General features: G+C 60.5%; 15 protein-coding genes. 2 read left to right on the top strand and 13 right to left on the bottom strand.

The features are described 5' to 3' along the window. Window positions 1-5: 5 nt before the first annotated feature. From mrdA to QM780_RS03475, 5 genes are all read right to left on the bottom strand, one after another. Window positions 6-1880 carry a penicillin-binding protein 2 gene (mrdA, locus tag QM780_RS03495; RefSeq protein WP_415069102.1) on the bottom strand — a complete coding sequence of 625 codons (1875 nt, stop codon included), beginning with the start codon at window positions 1878-1880 and terminating at the stop codon, window positions 6-8. After that, the gene (gene mreD / locus QM780_RS03490; RefSeq protein ID WP_415069101.1) at window positions 1880-2383 is read right to left on the bottom strand and encodes a rod shape-determining protein MreD; all 504 of its coding nucleotides are present in this window, start codon (window positions 2381-2383) and stop codon (window positions 1880-1882) included. Before mreD ends, mrdA begins: the two co-directional genes overlap by 1 nt. Beyond that, window positions 2380-3300 carry a rod shape-determining protein MreC gene (mreC, locus tag QM780_RS03485; protein WP_415069100.1) on the bottom strand — a complete coding sequence of 307 codons (921 nt, stop codon included), beginning with the start codon at window positions 3298-3300 and terminating at the stop codon, window positions 2380-2382. The genes mreD and mreC overlap by 4 nt, the downstream gene beginning before the upstream one ends. Before the next feature lie 40 nt (window positions 3301-3340). Then, window positions 3341-4381, bottom strand: a complete 1041-nt coding sequence (locus QM780_RS03480; protein WP_415069099.1) for a rod shape-determining protein — start codon at window positions 4379-4381, stop codon at window positions 3341-3343. Window positions 4382-4582: 201 nt separating this feature from the next. Further along, window positions 4583-6163, bottom strand: coding sequence for a 2-isopropylmalate synthase (locus QM780_RS03475; protein WP_415069098.1), 1581 nt, complete (start codon window positions 6161-6163; stop codon window positions 4583-4585). A 468-nt stretch (window positions 6164-6631) separates the two neighbouring features. On the opposite strand from QM780_RS03475, the gene QM780_RS03470 reads away from it, so the two are divergent. Then, complete coding sequence (locus tag QM780_RS03470; protein ID WP_415069097.1) at window positions 6632-7198, top strand: cytochrome b; 567 nt, start codon at window positions 6632-6634, stop codon at window positions 7196-7198. Window positions 7199-7253: 55 nt separating this feature from the next. Here the strand turns inward: QM780_RS03470 and QM780_RS03465 are convergent, their stop codons facing one another. Both QM780_RS03465 and QM780_RS03460 read right to left on the bottom strand, forming a co-directional pair. Continuing rightward, window positions 7254-8165 carry a PhzF family phenazine biosynthesis protein gene (locus QM780_RS03465; RefSeq protein WP_415069096.1) on the bottom strand — a complete coding sequence of 304 codons (912 nt, stop codon included), beginning with the start codon at window positions 8163-8165 and terminating at the stop codon, window positions 7254-7256. Window positions 8166-8273: 108 nt separating this feature from the next. Further along, entirely contained in the window at window positions 8274-9011 is a 738-nt protein-coding gene (locus QM780_RS03460) for an NUDIX hydrolase (protein WP_415069095.1), read from the bottom strand. A gap of 796 nt (window positions 9012-9807) precedes the next feature. Between QM780_RS03460 and QM780_RS03455 the strand changes: the two genes are divergently transcribed. Then, a complete protein-coding gene (locus QM780_RS03455; protein WP_415069094.1) occupies window positions 9808-10125 on the top strand; it encodes a GIY-YIG nuclease family protein in 318 nt (105 codons plus the stop codon). A 218-nt stretch (window positions 10126-10343) separates the two neighbouring features. Here the strand turns inward: QM780_RS03455 and ilvC are convergent, their stop codons facing one another. The 6 genes from ilvC to QM780_RS03425 all read right to left on the bottom strand — a co-directional run bounded on the left by ilvC (window position 10344) and on the right by QM780_RS03425 (window position 15838). Next, on the bottom strand, window positions 10344-11363 hold the full coding sequence (ilvC, locus tag QM780_RS03450) for a ketol-acid reductoisomerase (protein WP_415069093.1): 1020 nt from the start codon (window positions 11361-11363) through the stop codon (window positions 10344-10346). A gap of 230 nt (window positions 11364-11593) precedes the next feature. After that, window positions 11594-12199 carry a LysE family translocator gene (locus QM780_RS03445; RefSeq protein ID WP_415069092.1) on the bottom strand — a complete coding sequence of 202 codons (606 nt, stop codon included), beginning with the start codon at window positions 12197-12199 and terminating at the stop codon, window positions 11594-11596. A 70-nt stretch (window positions 12200-12269) separates the two neighbouring features. Next, a complete protein-coding gene (gene ilvN / locus QM780_RS03440) occupies window positions 12270-12815 on the bottom strand; it encodes an acetolactate synthase small subunit (protein ID WP_415069091.1) in 546 nt (181 codons plus the stop codon). 16 nt (window positions 12816-12831) lie between these two features. Beyond that, entirely contained in the window at window positions 12832-13506 is a 675-nt protein-coding gene (locus QM780_RS03435) for a glutathione S-transferase family protein (RefSeq protein ID WP_415069090.1), read from the bottom strand. A gap of 2 nt (window positions 13507-13508) precedes the next feature. After that, window positions 13509-14075 carry a hypothetical protein gene (locus QM780_RS03430; RefSeq protein WP_415069089.1) on the bottom strand — a complete coding sequence of 189 codons (567 nt, stop codon included), beginning with the start codon at window positions 14073-14075 and terminating at the stop codon, window positions 13509-13511. Continuing rightward, window positions 14072-15838 carry an acetolactate synthase 3 large subunit gene (locus QM780_RS03425; protein WP_415069087.1) on the bottom strand — a complete coding sequence of 589 codons (1767 nt, stop codon included), beginning with the start codon at window positions 15836-15838 and terminating at the stop codon, window positions 14072-14074. Before QM780_RS03425 ends, QM780_RS03430 begins: the two co-directional genes overlap by 4 nt. Window positions 15839-15920 lie beyond the last annotated feature (82 nt).

Genomic DNA, 15920 nt, shown 5'->3' with positions numbered 1-15920 from the left:
CGCCATCATCCGGCTCCATGAAGCGCATCGAGCTGCCGCAGCCCTTCGCCGTCGGCGCCGGATTTCCCGTGTTCTAAGCTTTCGCGCCCGCCGATCAGCCGGAAGATGTCGCGTGCCAGAATCGCGGCGGCATCGGGACCGCCGCCATGCTCGATGACACTTGCGATCGCGTAGCGCGGTGTCGCCACCGATTCATAGCCGACGAACACCGAATGATTGCGCTTGGCCCAGTCGACCATCTCCCCTGCCCGCGCCGCGGCGCGGCCGCCGATCTCCGACACGCCGCTCTTGCCCGCGATAAGCGGCTTGCCGTCACCGGACGCCGCAGCTCGTGCCGAACCGTCGGCATCGTTGACCGCTTCACGCATCGCCTTTCGCACCGTCTCGATGTGTGAAGCATTGAACGCAAGCTCGGCAAACGTTGTTGGATCAATCGCCGTCGACTGATCGGTCTTGCGCAGCACGGGCGCGACCGTGCGACCGCTTGCCAGCCGAGCCGCAACGATCGCGAGCTGTAACGGAGTAGCCTGCATGTAGCCTTGACCTATGCCGGTCAGCACGGTTTCGCCACCGACCCAGCCGGCATTGAGATTGCCCCGCTTCCAGTCGGGATCCGGAACGATCCCCGGCTTTTCTTCCATGAGACCGCAATTGCTCGCAGCTCCCATGCCCATGGCGCGCGCCGCAGACGCGATCCGGCTGATGCCAAGACGGGTCGACATCTCGCAGAAAAACACTTCGCACGACGACCGGATCGCCTCTTCCACGGTCACGTTGCCGTGCCCCGACGGCTTCGAACATCTGTAGACTTGGCCGCCAAGCTCATATTTGCCGTTGCAGGTGATGTGTTCATCGACTGTAACGACGCCTGCTTTGAGCGCAGCGAGCGCGGTCACGACAAGAAAAGTCGAACCCGGCGCGTAAAGTCCGGCGACGGCACGATTAAGCAGCGGATTGTCTTCCAATTCCGACAGAGTTTTCCAATCGACGTCCGAGATCCCGCCCGCGACTGCCGCCGGATCGTATCCAGGAACCGATGCCAAAACTTCGATATTGCCGCTGGCAATATCAAGCACGACGGCCGCGGCGCGCCGCTCGCTCCCCATGCGTTCGACCACCCGCCTTTGCAGCTCCGCGTCGATGCTCAGCATAACATCACGGCCGGGAACAGGATCAATCGTTTCAAGCGTGCGAACCGTTCGCCCACGCGCATCGACTTCCGATTTCTGCGTTCCCGCAGCACCGCGAAGATCGCTGTCGAAGGCCAGCTCCGCGCCGCTCTTGCCGAGGCGAATATCGGGAATGCGGGTCACCGCGTCATCGGCTATGCCGAACCGCTCGACGCTGCCGACGACACCGACGGCGTGGCTCAATGCGGTGCCGTCATGATAGCGCCTGCGCCAGACGAAATCGGTTTTAATGCCGGGAAGGCTTGGCGCATAGAGATTGAGCTTTGCGACTTGCTCGAACGATAGATCGGACGCGATCGTCGTCGGCAGGTTGCGGTTCTGCTTGCGCGTTCGCGCCAGAATTCTCGCGATATCGTCATCCGTCAGCGCCACGATATGGCTGACGCGCCGCAGGCTTTCACTGGCGTTTCCGCTCAAAGCCGGCGTAATGGTCGCCCGGAACAGCCGGTCGTTGTCAGCGAGCACGCGGCCGAATGTATCGAGAATGCGCCCGCGCTTCGGCGCCAAAGGCTGAATATTGATGCGGTTGTCGTCGGCCTGAGGCGCGTAGCGGTGAGCATTGACGACCTGCAGATCAAACAGCTTCCAGCCAATCAGCGCGAACCCGGCAACCTGCGCTCCGCCGAGCAGCAAGCTTCGCCGCGTGAAAGGGCTCGCCGTCATCCAGTCGTCGTCGTCGGGGTCCGCCATCAATCCCCTCGCGTCAGCCGGGCAGGACGCACGGGCGAGCCCGACGACTTGAAGAATCCTCGAACAAGCGCCAGCGCCGTTGCACCGAATAGAGCGAAAGCAGCGCCGAGTGCGTACGGCTCCCACGCCAGCAGCTCGAGGAAATAGATCGATGCGGCAAGCCAGGCGAAGACCGTCACCGCCACGATCGCGCCCGCGAATAATCCAAGCTGTCCAGCCGTCGTCTCGACCCTGATGTTCGAGCAGTAGACCGCCACGACATAAGCAATGAGATACACAAGCGCCCAGTAGCCGAGCGGTCCTTGCGTCAACGCATCGAGCATGAGACCGGCGAGGAAGATGGCCCATTCAGGCAGCCATGCATCGCGATCGAGCGTCCAGTAGATGATCGCAACAATCGGCAAAAGCGGCAGCACGAAGCGATCATCCGTCGGCAAGCCCCACGGTAGGACCGCAACGATCGTCAACGCCGCGACGGACAGGATCGGCGTCAGCAGCCTCATGGCCCCGCCCGCTCGTCGCTATGCTTCACTTCCATCGCAGCTTTTCGGCTCAACAGATCATCCGTCATGTCAGCGGATGGATCATTGTAGAAAAGAACGCCGACATAGGTGAGCCGATCGAGGTTAGCGCGCAGCGCGACACGAGGCGCCTCAGCGTTGTCGTCGGTCACCGTGCCAAGCCGTAGCCCCGCCGGAAAAAGACCGCCGGTGCCCGATGACGAAACGTCATCGCCGGAAGAGACTTTCTCGCCGTCCGGAATATAAATCAGACGCGGGTTCGCGCTGTTGTCGCCGGCCAGAATGGCTTTGACGGCGTGCGGCCCGACAACAACGGGAATGCGGCTGTTGAGATCCGTGGCCAAAAGCACACGCGCCGCCGTCGGACCGACGTCGACCACACGTCCGATGAGACCGTCGTCGTTGATCACCGGATAGCCGCTTTTCACCTTGTGGTTTCGTCCCGCATCGATCGTGACATTATGCACGAACGCTCCCCCCGAATCCGCGATGACCCGGCTCGTGATGAAGTCGAGCTTCTGCTCCGGTACGACCTTGGCAAAAGCTTCGAGCGCCGACAGCTTCGCTTCGAGCTGCCGCGCACGCCATTGCCAGCTTTCGAGCTTCTGATTTTCCTTCTTGAGGCGTTCGACTTCATCCTGCAGATCAGCCTGTCGCGAAATCGTCCGCCCGATTTCACGCAGCGGCTCGACCGGCACCATCGCCGTTTTGATAACCGGCGTCATCCACGAGGCGACCTGCCAGCGCACGTCCCCTAGAATGCTGTGATCGAAGCGGCTGAGCAGCATCAGCGCCGCCGAAACGAAAATCAGCAAAAGAAGTACCGGCCGCAAACGTCGCCCGGCCGGAGCGTCATCTCCGCGCCGGAAAATGAGGTGACCTTCCTTGAGGCGCGTCATGCCGAATATCCGCTGCTCTCAAATACAAACGATGATCAAGTCAGGGCTTGATCAAAAGATGCTCGCGCTCTTTGAGCGACTGCAAGATCGCCGCCGAGCCTGCGATAACACATTGTTCCGGCTGTCCTGGTAAATGAATTTCGATGCCGATTCGGCGCTCCAGCTCTTGATCGAGCTTTGCGAGCTTCGCGCCGCCGCCCGACAGGTGGATGCCGCGCTCGCAGATATCGCTGGAAATTTCAGGCGGAAGATCCTCGATCGTGTGCTGGATGAACTCGGCAATCTTCTCGATCGGTCCTTCCAGCGCTTCGGCGATGTCCTGCGGGCCGAGAACGACGGTCTTGGGCTTCCCTTCCCGGATCTCGCGTCCGCGGATGACGATTTCCGCCGCCTCGCCATTGACGGCGCGCGACGCCGACCCCGCCTCGATCTTGATCCGCTCGGCGTTGGACTCACCGATAAGAAGTTGATGCCGTCGTCGAACGTATCGGATAATCGCTTCGTCCATCGCGTTGCCGCCGCAGCGGATCGAACTCGCCTGCACGACGCCGCCGAGCGACAGCACCGCAACGTCCGTCGTGCCGCCCCCGATATCGACGACCATCGAGCCCTTCGGCTCGTCAATCGGCAAACCCGCGCCGATCGCAGCCGCCACCGGCTCTTCGACCAGATAGACTTTCCGCGCCCCAGCCGACATCGCAGTCTCGTAGACCGCGCGCCGCTCGACAGGCGTAGCACCCGCCGGCACGCAAATCAGAATGCGCGGCCGGACGAACTCGACAAGCGATTTTGTTCTGCCGATGAACTGCCGAAGCATCTCTTCCGTCGCGACGAAATCGGCGATGACGCCATCGCGCAGCGGCCGGATCGTTTCGATGCTTTCAGGCGTGCGGCCGAGCATCTGCTTGGCCTTGTCGCCGACCGCGAGCACTTCGCGCACGCCCCCCTTCGAGCGGATCGCGACGACCGACGGCTCGTTCAGAATGACGCCGCGTCCGGCGACATAGACGAGAGTGTTGGCCGTGCCGAGATCGATGGCAATGTTATCGGAGAACGCACTTTTGATGCCTAAACCAAACATCCCACCAACCTGACCCGTTACTGCGCGTCCAGCTTATGGGACGCACGGCGTTATTCAAGGTCACCGGACGTTTGGAGAGTAACGAGTGTCCGAATGGTTACCGCTTTGAGCGCAAACAATCGCCATGTCTCGCTGACCGGAGGGCGCGCTTCACCGAAGCGAGCCTCTCCGACCAAAGTTCTACACCTTATCGACTTGCGTTCAAACCGCCTGCTGCGCCTGGGCGGTCTTTTGCCGTTTCACGACGAGCTTGTTCAATGCCGCAACGTAAGCGCGCGCTGAGGCGACGAGCGTATCGGGATCGGCAGCCCGGCCGGTGACCGCGCGTCCGTCTTCCTCGAGCCGCACCGAAACCTCGGCCTGGGCGTCAGTTCCTTCCGTCACCGCGTGCACCTGGTAGAGTTCGAGACGCGCGTTGTGCGGCAGCAGCTGCTTTATGGCATTGAAGGTCGCATCGACCGGCCCGTTGCCGAGACTTTGCACCGTCTTCGTCTGCCCGTCGACATCGAGCGTCAGCGTCGCCGACTGCGGCCCCATCGTTCCCGCGATGACCGTCAGCGCCACGACTTTCACATTGTCGTTCATATGCGCGACGCCGTCGTCGACGAGAGCCTCGATGTCCTCGTCGTAGACATGCTTCTTACGATCGGCCAGCGCCTTGAAGCGATTGAAGGCATCTTCCATCGCGTTGTCGCCGAGCTCGTAGCCCAGTTCCTTCAGCTTCGACTTGAACGCGGCGCGGCCGGAGTGCTTGCCCATAACCAGCGATGACTTGCTGACGCCGACCGACTCCGGCGTCATGATCTCGTACGTCTCGGTGTTCTTCAGCACGCCGTCCTGATGAATGCCGCTTTCGTGCGCAAACGCATTCCGACCGACGATCGCCTTGTTGTACTGCACCGGAAAGTTGGTCACGGCCGACACGAGTTTCGACGCCCGCGACAGCATCTCGGTTTTGATGCCCGTATGGAACGACAGGAGATCATGGCGCGTGCGGATCGCCATGACGATCTCTTCCAGCGGCGCGTTGCCGGCCCGCTCGCCGAGCCCGTTGATCGTGCATTCGATCTGCCGCGCACCCGCGCGTACGCCTGCCAGCGAGTTCGCCGCCGCGAGGCCCAGGTCGTCATGGCAATGGGTCGAGATCACAACCTTGTCCATGCCCGGAACGCGCGTCTTCAGCATCGTGATGAGATCGAAATATTCTTCCGGCAGCGCGTATCCGACGGTATCGGGAATGTTGATCGTCGTGGCGCCAGCCTTGATCGCGGCCTCGACGACGCGGCACAGATAATCGTGCTCGGTCCGCGTCGCGTCCATCGCACTCCATTCGACGTCGTCGGTGTAGCCGCGCGCACGCGTCACCGAAGCGACGACACGCTCATGGACCTGATCCTGCGTCAGCTGAAGCTGATGCTGCCGATGCAGCGGCGATGTTCCGATGAAGGTATGGATTCGGCCGCGCTTCGCCGACTTGATGGCTTCGCCGGCCCGGTCGATGTCATTGAAGTTGGCCCGTGCCAGACCGCAGATCACCGACTGCTTGGCGAGCTTGGCAATCTCGGTCACCGCCTCGAAATCGCCTTCCGACGCAATCGGAAAGCCTGCTTCGATGACGTCGACGCCCATGGCATCGAGCAGTTCCGCCACCTGCAGCTTTTCTTCGAAAGTCATCGTCGCGCCGGGGCACTGCTCGCCGTCGCGCAGAGTTGTATCAAAAATGATGATTTTATCGTCGTCGCGCTTCGGCTCAACCGCCGCATCTTTGGTTCGAGACGTCATTGCACTTTATCCCTTGCCGGGCGCCCTTTGAGGTTCGCCGCTTATCGCTCTCAAGCTCGAATGTCTGGCTATCCGATCCCCTGGGCACGGACCCGGCGGACAGCCGGGCGTCACACGGCCCAGGGGCCGCTAAGGAGGAGCGACTTGAGAAGCTTGGACGCGAAAAACCGACCGCGCATACTCTGACGAGGCGCTGGCAAAACGGCAATATCGGTCGCACGGGCCATAACGGCGATGATCCAAGAAAAACCGACCAGAGGTCCAGATCGCGGTCAATAACCGATCTGGCGCACCAAAATCAAGCTGTTGTCGTCAGATATCCTTCCCGCGAACTACAAATCTGCGGCGAAACCGCCCTTTCCTTTCCAAAATCTTATCGCCATCAGCACTGAGCAACGGATTTACGGCCTAGGCCAGTTGACCGGCTGGAGCCCCAAGACCGCTCCAAGCCGAAACGGAGGACAATTCGTGACTGCCGCAGTGCATGCTTCGATCCGATCTCAGCCCACGAGCTACGGATCGGCCTTGATCGCAATCCATTGGATCACCGTGATCGCCTTCGTGGTTGTCTTTGCGGCGATCGAATTCAGAGGCGACTTCCCGCGCGGAAGCGCGACCCGCGATTTCCTGACGTCGACTCACAAAACCGGCGGCCTGCTGATCCTGCTGCTCGTGCTCGTCCGCCTCGTGATCGCCAACAGAAACACGAGACCACCGATCGTGCCTGCGCCTCCGGCATGGCAGCAGTGGCTGTCGCGCCTGGTCCATCTCACGCTTTACGCCGCCATGATCGCGATGCCGCTCCTCGGCTGGGCGATGACCAGCGCCGCCGATCGTCCGATTCCCTTTTTCGGCCTCTCGCTGCCGCCGATCCTGTCCCCCGACAAGGAACTCGCACATCAGCTCGAAGAAATTCACGAGTTCTTCGGCAACGCGCTTTATTTCGTCATCGGCCTGCACGCCGCAGCGGCGCTGTTCCATCACTACGTGATGAAGGACAACACGCTGCTTCGCATGGTGCGTCCGAGCCGTTGATTCAAATCGGTACCTGCCATCCTCGGGCCTGACCTGAGGATGGCATGAGGAACGCCTAAACCTGAAGGACGCCCTCGGCGACGCGCACCGCATAGCCGCCGATGCGGACGCCGTCGAGCTTGCCGCGCGAAACCGACATCGTCAGCGCGATGGCGCTCGGGCGCCCCATCTCAAAACCCTGCTCGATGGCGCGCTTGTGCATGCCGTCGGGCAACGCATCGAACTCCTGCACGACATAAGCGAACGTCGCCGCCGCCGAACCGGTCGCCGGATCTTCCGGGACGCCTATTTCGGGCGCAAACATCCGCGCATGAAACGCCGACTGCACGCGCACGCATTGCCGGGTATAGAGATAAACGCCGAGGATTCCCCGATCCGCGAACGCCCGCGCCCAATGCTGCGGCGCCACCCGCACTTTCGCCATCGCCTCGAGATTGGCGACGGGAACATAGGCAAACACCGGGACACCGCGGATCAGAGTCGGTTTGTGATTTTCAAATCCGATCTCTGCCGGAATGAGCCCGACAGAGGCTGCGATCTGTTCCGGCTCCGATAGCGCTTCAACCGGGTTGGCGACTTTCGGAGCGTCGAATTCGCCGAACGACGCCGCGCCCGCTCGCGTTCGCACCCCGACCCGGACGCTGCCTATTTCCTCTTCGAGCGCGATGATCGCGTCGCCGTGGCCATTGCCGAGAGGCGAACGCAGTTCCGCTAGCAGCACCGCCACACCGATCGTCGGATGCCCCGCAAACGGCAGCTCGCGGGTCGGCGTGAATATCCGGATCCGCGCCGTATGACCCGGACTGGTCGAGGCCAGCACGAAGACCGTCTCCGACAGATTGAACTCGCGCGCCACCGTCTGCATTTCGGCGGTCGAAAGACGATCAGCCCCGAGCACGACCGCGACCGGGTTGCCGCCGAACGGCCGTTCCGTGAAAACATCCAGGATATGATACGTCAGCGCCATCGCGCCCCTGTCTCCCCGCTATGGCTCGCGATGAAAGTCCGCGCGAGCGGCGGCACCATGCGGCAAGCCTCCGCCCGCGCCAAGCTCTTTTTCCTTCGAATTGAAACTTCAGCGCGCGACCAAAAGGGCTTCGAGCAGCGCGCGCGCATGAGGCAGCACCTTCAGCCCCTCGAGATCTTCGAGCCTGCCGACCGGAACGACCGCTTCGATCTCCGGATCATCCGACGTTGCATTGTGCTGGGCGACCCTGGCGACGAACTCCTCGGACGTCATCGGCACATAAAACGGCACCGCAAAGCACAGGTGAACGCCGGCGCGTGTGGTGACGAACCCATCCTCGCGCACGAGACTGTTTCCGACCTCGCCGATTTCCTCCTGAACTTCGCGTTCGACGCTGCGGCCGATATCGACCGTTCCGTCGGGCAGCACGTCATATTGATCGATGAAGCCCGACGGCAGGTACGCAAAACCGTGGTTCACATTTCCCGGCCGCTGCAGGATCAGCATGAATTCCCCATCCGACGACCGAATGAGCGCCGACCCGAATCCGTCGATCACGCCCGCCTCGGGAAATCCGCGCGACCTCCAATAGAGATAGCTTTTGAAATCGGTCTTGATCAGCGAACCGTGAATTTCGCTCTCCTCCGACCGGATATCTTTCGTCAGATAAACGACGCCGTTGAAATATCCCGGGTTCGATGCCTTCGCATTTTGCCAATGCGCCTCGATATCGGCCGCGAATTGATCGGCAAAAGGCCAGCCGTCGCCGACGATCGTCAGCACGCATCGCGAAATCACTTTCACCCCGTTTTCAAAAGGAAAACCGGCTTGCTGCGTGCTTTGCATTTTCACCTTCTGAGTGGGGGAGGAAAATTCGCGGCTTCGGACACAAATAAGTCTCGGTCTGATTAGAACTCCAAAACCGAATAGTTAATAAGATTTAAATGCTCAAATTGCCGATATCAGAAAGCAATTCGCCCGTCGCTCTTTCTCGCACAAAATCGCTTCAGCCACGCGTTGATCGAAGTTTGGTCATGACGCGGCCAAGATTCGACAGCCATATGTGCTTAACGACAGCGTCGCTGGGGGGCGACAGTCAAGATCTCCCAGCACCTCTGAGCCGGTTTCACATCCTGGTGTTGCACCAGGAACGAAAACGTCGAGGTGCCCTGATGGGATCATCTGCCGCCCGATGGAAACACCATCGGGCTCACGATGCAGCGGCCGCGCTGCAACGTTGAAGCCCCTTCAAATCCGAAGAATGCCGCGTAAGCGGCAATATTCGGAAACGGGCGGCAGAGGTCCCCGCTCCTCTGCCGCCCGCGTTAGTCCCGGCCATCCGTCCCGCAAGGGCGACGGCTGGATATGACGTGGACCGCCCGCGCTGCCGCACGTAAACCCTCCCCAAGAGCGCGGCAGTGCGGGTTGGTTCCCTTCTTTGCCGATCCCTGCCAACACACAATTAGTCCCGTCATGGCCAAAGGCGGCTTTCACGCGATTGGCCACGCACCGATCGCTCGGCGGGCGGCTCCGACGGTTATTTCTCAGCGTATGATGGATTACATTTTCCTCCGTCATGGCCGCGCAGGCGGCCATCCACGCGATTCGATCGATGCGCCTCCACCAACCCAAACAACCCTGCATGTATTTGCTGGCGAGCCGCCCGAACGGCGTCATCTACGCGGGCGTAACGAGCGATCTCGCGAAACGCGTCTCGTTGCATAAACAGAAACTGATCGAAGGTTTCACGTCGCGCTATGGCGTCTCGCAACTCGTCTATTACGAAATGCACGAGACGATGGAACAGGCGATCCTTCGAGAGACGCGAATCAAAAAGTGGAAGCGATCCTGGAAAGTCCGCCTCATCGAGCAAATGAACCCGGAATGGAAAGATTTGTTCGATGAAGCAACGGGAGAAGTCCTGTTCGGACCCGCCGATATAGAGCGGGAGCGATCATGACCAGAAAATACTGATTTTATCTTGGATGGCCGCCTGCGCAGCCATGACGGGAATGCGTGCAAGAAATTCTCACGTCCGATATTTCCATCGTATCTTCCAAAGCCAACCCAAAACGTCATGGCCGCGAAGGCGGCCATCCACGCGTGTCACCTAAAAAAAAACGCGGCAGCCGCTCTGGCCGCCGCGCTTTCAAATCGTCCGAGCCGAACCGCGAACGCTCAGTTCTTGCCCTTATCCACAAGCTTGTTCTTCGAGATCCATGGCATCATCGCGCGCAGCTTCGCGCCGACTTCCTCGATCTGGTGCGCATCGTTCAAGCGTCGTGTCGCCTTGAAGTTCGGCTGACCCGCCTTGCACTCGAGCATCCAGTCGCGCACGAATCGGCCCGTCTGAATGTCGGCCAGCACCCGCTTCATCTCGGCCTTCGTCTCCGGCGTGATGACGCGCGGCCCCGTCTTGTACTCTCCGTACTCGGCCGTGTTCGAGATCGAGTAGTTCATGTTGGCGATGCCGCCCTCGTAGATCAGGTCGACGATCAGCTTCACTTCGTGCAGGCATTCGAAATACGCCATCTCCGGCGCATAGCCCGCTTCGACCAGCGTCTCGAAACCGGCGCGGATCATCTCGACGAGACCGCCGCATAGTACGGCCTGTTCGCCGAACAGATCCGTCTCGCATTCCTCGCGGAACGTCGTCTCGATCACGCCCGAGCGGCCGCCGCCGATTGCCGACGCATACGACAGGAAGAGATCGTGCGCATTGCCGCTCTTGTCCTGATGGACGGCGATGAGGCACGGCACGCCGCCGCCCTTCTGATATTCGCCGCGCACCGTGTGACCCGGACCCTTCGGCGCAACCATGCCGACATCGAGATCATCGCGAGGCTCGATCAGATTGAAGTGCACGTTGAGACCGTGCGCGAACAACAGCGCGGCACCCTTCTTCATGTTGGGCGCCAGATGCTCTTTGTAGATATCCGCCTGCAATTCGTCGGGCGTCAGCATCATGATGACGTCGGCCCACTTCGCGGCGTCCGCGACTTCCATCACCTTGAGACCGGCCTGCTCGGCTTTCTTCGCCGAGGGCGAACCCTTGCGCAGCGCGATGGCGATATCCTTGACGCCCGAATCCTTCAGGTTCAACGCATGCGCATGGCCCTGGCTGCCGTAGCCGACGATGGCGACCTTTTTTGATTTGATGAGATTGATGTCGGCATCACGATCGTAATAGACGCGCATGGGCGGCCTCTCGGGTTCCCCGGTCGAAATCGACAGTCGGGCTGGGTTGAAAACAATGGCGGCCCGGATGCATCTCGAACCGGCCGCCTTGAAATCTGGGCGGAACCTATAGCTATCGGATCAAGGATTCAACGGCTCCGGGCTGCTGCCGGCGGCCCGAAACGCGGATATTTCACCGCAGCCTTTGGCGCATGCTGCAAAGCGGCATTAACCCAATCCTCTGCAATCCCTCAAATCATCTCCTTCACGACCGGCCAGAGCGATGCGACGAGCGCAACCGCCATGACCGCGTTGAATATTCGCATCGACCTCTCATCCCTAAGTAGCGGCCGAAGCGACGTACCGAACATCGCCCAGGAACTGGCGGAAATCACCGACACGATCAGAAAAACGGCCGACAAAATCGCAACGTCGCCCCAAGGATCCTCCGGCGCCACATAGTTCGCGGCGACGCTCAGGCAAACCATCCAGCCTTTCGGATTGACCCACTGGAAAAGCGCCGCCTCCAGGAAGGTCATCGGCTGCGCTTCCTCGCCGACGATCGGATCGGTCGCACCCGCCGTGCCTATCCGCCATGCCAGCCAGAGCAGGTAGGCGATGCTAATCGCCCGCAACAAATTATAAAGCTGCGGAAACAGCGAAAACACTTTCCCGACGCCGAACGCCACTGCCAGCACCATGATCGTGAACCCGATCACCACACCGAGAATATGCGGACGCGTTCTGACGAATCCGAAATTGACGCCCGATGCTAGCAGCATCGTGTTGTTCGGCCCGGGCGTGATCGCCGACACGAACGCGAACGTGATGAGCGAAAGAAAAAGTTCGTGGGACATCTGTGATTGCCCGCGCGGCGAATGCCGCGTTGATCAAAAAAATCCGAATTGACGCCGATTGCAGCGGCGCTCAGCCGATTGCGCCGCGCCCGATCGCGGCGATGCCCGTGCGCGAGACTTCGACCAGGCCGAGTTCCGACATCAGCTGAATGAACGTCTCGATCTTCGACGGCTTGCCCGTCACCTCAAAAACGAAATGCTCAATCGACGTATCGACGACTTTCGCCCGGAAGATCTCAGACAGTCTCAGCGCCTCGATGCGTTTGTCGCCTTTGCCAGCGACTTTCACCAGCGCGAGCTCGCGCTCGATCGATCCGCCCTCTTCCGTCAGATCGCGCACGCGATGCACCGGAACGAGGCGCTCCAGCTGCGTCTTGATTTGATGAATGACCGCCGGCGTCCCGCTCGTGATGATAGTGATGCGCGACAGATGCCGCTCGTGCTCAACTTCCGTCACCGTCAGCGAGTCGATGTTATAACCACGGCCGGAAAACAAGCCGATGACGCGCGCCAGCACGCCCGGCTCGTTATCGACGATGACCGACAAGGTCCGCGATACGATTTCTTGCGAACGTGATGGGCTCGGATAATGCGACTGCTTCAGGGATTCGGACATCGTCGGTCTCTTGGGCTCAAACAAAACTTTCAACGAGGGTGTGGCCGCTCGCATAATCGGGGATGCTCCACGGCTCGGCAAGCGCGGCCTCGCGCCACGCAACGAACCCTGGATGGGATAGGACGGCATCCATATAGGCTCGCGTCGATTCACGAACGGGGATCTGGTAGCCGTCGAAGCGCATCACGACCGGCGCATACATCGCGTCCGCCGCCGAGAACGCGCCATACAGGAATGTCTGTGCGCCGGCGAACCGATTGTGCGCTTCCGACCAGATGTCTTCCACCCGATCGATGCTTGCCTGCAGGGCTTCCGTGATCGGCGGCGTCGCGAACCGCGCCCCCAGATGCATCGGACAGGCCTGCCGCAACGCCTGAAACCCGGAATGCATTTCGTTCGAAATGGCTCTGGCGTGCGCGCGCGCTTTGCGGTCGCGCGGCCAGATTTCGAGATTCGGAAACGTCTCAGCCAGATACTCGATGATGGCGAGACTCTCCCACACGGTCACGTCGCCGTCGATGAGCGTCGGAACCTTGCCCGACGGCGAATACTCCAACATCTGATTTCGGCTTTCGGCCGTCCTCAGCGGAATGAGGATCTCTTCGAACGGAATTCCGAATGCGGTGAGGACCAGCCAAGGCCTCAACGACCACGACGAATAAAGCTTATTCCCGATGACGAGCTTCAGCATTGCTATTTACTGCCACCCGTCGCGCCGTCGTCGCTATTGTTATCGTTATCGCTATTGTTGTCGGCATCACCCGGCTTCTTCGGCGGGAACACGGCCTTCAGGAAGATCGGCATGCCGTTCTTGTCGACCATCTTCTTGAAGGCTTCGGCCTGCTTCACCGAAATTTTGTATTGAGAAAAAGCCGCAACGAAACGAGCGCCCATGCCGCGCGCGATATCTTCCGGGGCCGGCGTCCCCATGCGGACGCGGTCCGCTTGCGGAATGCGCGCGTAAATCTGCGCCAGCACCTGGCTATGCATGTAGTCCTGAGCCATGCATGACTCGAGACCTTGCGAATATTCGCTGGCGAGCATCTGTGTCCGGTAGCACGCGTCGAGGAACTTCAAGACGCCAGCCGAGCCCTCACGCCGGTGCAGATCACCGAGGCGCTTGGCGGCGTCCTTGATGTTGGCGACGTGGTTCCAGGTTTCCTTGGCGGCCGACGCATGAGGCACGCCGACAATCGCCAGCGCGCAAATCGCGATGACGATGCCGAGGATGCCGGAACCTGTTCCCCCGTGCGTTCTCAAACCAGAACCTTTCCTTCGTCTCCGATCGCGTTCTCGACTTCGTCGTCGCTAACGTCCTCGCCGAGAAGCATCTCGTTGTGGGCCTTGCCCGACGGAATCATCGGGAAGCAGTTCGCGAGCTTGGCGACCCGGCAATCGAACATCACCGGACCCTTGGTATTGATCATCTCGTTTATCGCATCGTCGAGATCGGCGGGATGCTCGCAACGCATGCCTGTCCAGCCATAGGCATCGGCAAGCTTCACGAAGTCCGGCAGCGCCTCAGTATAGCTCTCCGACAGCCGGTTGCCGTGCAAGAGCTGCTGCCACTGACGCACCATGCCCATGTACTCGTTGTTCATGATGAAGACCTTGACCGGCAGACGGTACTGCACCGCTGTCGAGCACTCCTGAATATTCATCAGGATCGACGCATCGCCCGCCACATCGATCACCAGCGACTTCGGATGCGCAAGCTGTACGCCGATCGCGGCCGGCAATCCATAGCCCATCGTACCCAATCCGCCCGACGTCATCCAATGATTGGGCTCTTCGAAGTGCAAAAACTGCGCGGCCCACATCTGATGCTGGCCGACCTCGGTCGTGATGTATGTGTCGCGATTTTTCGTCAGTTCATAAAGCCGCTGACATGCATATTGCGGCATGATGTGGTCTTTGGAATTTTTGTACGACAGCGATTTCTTCGCCCGCCAGCCGTCGATCTGCTTCCACCACGCCTTGTGTGCCGGCTTGTCGAGGATCGGCGCCTTCGCCTTCCACACCCGCAGCATGTCTTCGAGCACGTAGGCGCAATCGCCGATGATCGGAATGTCGACCATGATGTTCTTGTTGATCGATGAGGGATCGATATCGACATGGATCTTTTTGGAATTCGGCGAGAACGCATCGACGCGCCCGGTGATGCGATCGTCAAAGCGCGCGCCGATGTTGATCATCACGTCGCAGTCGTGCATCGCGAGGTTGGCTTCGTAGGTGCCGTGCATGCCGAGCATGCCGAGCCACTGCTTGTCGGATGCCGGATAAGCGCCGAGACCCATCAGCGTCGACGTGATCGGATAGCCTGTCAGCCGCACGAACTCGCGCAACAGCTGGCTCGCTTTCGGTCCAGAATTGATGACGCCGCCGCCGGTATAGAACACCGGCCGCTTCGCGCTCGCGATCAGATCGACGGCTTCGCGAATGGCCGTCTGGTCCGGCTTAAGCTTCGGCCGGTAGGTCTTATGCTGGATGTTCGACGGACCGACGTAGTTGCCGGTCGCGAACTGCACGTCCTTCGGGATATCGACCACGACCGGTCCCGGGCGGCCCGTGCGCGCGATATGAAACGCCTCGTGCAGCACCCGCGCGAGATCGTTGACGTTCTTCACCAGAATATTGTGCTTCGTGCACGGGCGCGTGATCCCGACCGTATCGCACTCCTGAAACGCATCGTTGCCGATGAGGTGCGTCGGCACCTGACCCGTGATGCAGACGAGCGGGATCGAATCCATCAGCGCATCGGCAAGGCCCGTCACCGCGTTTGTCGCGCCGGGACCCGACGTCACCAGGCAGACGCCGACTTTGCCCGTCGAGCGCGCATAGCCTTCGGCGGCGTGCAACGCACCGCCTTCCTGGCGGACCAGGATATGGCGGACCTTCTCCTGCTGGAAAAGCTCATCATAGATCGGCAGAACGGCGCCACCTGGATAGCCGAATATTGTCTCGACACCTTGGTCGGCCAGCGCAGTCATCACAATTTCCGCACCGGTCATCGTACGTGCCATCGAAAAACTCCTCTGCGGGCACGAAGCCCGCGAACCATCTCGAAAGTGCCGGGAACCTAGGCGCGAGAGCTTAATTGGTCAA

The sequence above is a fragment of the Hyphomicrobium sp. genome (assembly GCF_047600905.1).
Classification (GTDB): Bacteria; Pseudomonadota; Alphaproteobacteria; order Rhizobiales; family Hyphomicrobiaceae; genus Hyphomicrobium_B.
This window is presented reverse-complemented; position numbering and strand designations above follow the sequence as displayed.

Bases quoted from the DNA above. Each gene is read 5' to 3' on its own strand.
- mrdA (WP_415069102.1), bottom strand. From the start codon at position 1,880: ATGGCGGACCCCGACGACGACGACTGGATGACGGCGAGCCCTTTCACG.
- mreD (WP_415069101.1), bottom strand. From the start codon at position 2,383: ATGAGGCTGCTGACGCCGATCCTGTCCGTCGCGGCGTTGACGATCGTT.
- mreC (WP_415069100.1), bottom strand. From the start codon at position 3,300: ATGACGCGCCTCAAGGAAGGTCACCTCATTTTCCGGCGCGGAGATGAC.
- QM780_RS03480 (WP_415069099.1), bottom strand. From the start codon at position 4,381: ATGTTTGGTTTAGGCATCAAAAGTGCGTTCTCCGATAACATTGCCATC.
- QM780_RS03475 (WP_415069098.1), bottom strand. From the start codon at position 6,163: ATGACGTCTCGAACCAAAGATGCGGCGGTTGAGCCGAAGCGCGACGAC.
- QM780_RS03465 (WP_415069096.1), bottom strand. From the start codon at position 8,165: ATGGCGCTGACGTATCATATCCTGGATGTTTTCACGGAACGGCCGTTC.
- QM780_RS03460 (WP_415069095.1), bottom strand. From the start codon at position 9,011: ATGCAAAGCACGCAGCAAGCCGGTTTTCCTTTTGAAAACGGGGTGAAA.
- QM780_RS03455 (WP_415069094.1), top strand. From the start codon at position 9,808: ATGTATTTGCTGGCGAGCCGCCCGAACGGCGTCATCTACGCGGGCGTA.
- ilvC (WP_415069093.1), bottom strand. From the start codon at position 11,363: ATGCGCGTCTATTACGATCGTGATGCCGACATCAATCTCATCAAATCA.
- QM780_RS03445 (WP_415069092.1), bottom strand. From the start codon at position 12,199: ATGTCCCACGAACTTTTTCTTTCGCTCATCACGTTCGCGTTCGTGTCG.
- ilvN (WP_415069091.1), bottom strand. From the start codon at position 12,815: ATGTCCGAATCCCTGAAGCAGTCGCATTATCCGAGCCCATCACGTTCG.
- QM780_RS03435 (WP_415069090.1), bottom strand. From the start codon at position 13,506: ATGCTGAAGCTCGTCATCGGGAATAAGCTTTATTCGTCGTGGTCGTTG.
- QM780_RS03425 (WP_415069087.1), bottom strand. From the start codon at position 15,838: ATGGCACGTACGATGACCGGTGCGGAAATTGTGATGACTGCGCTGGCC.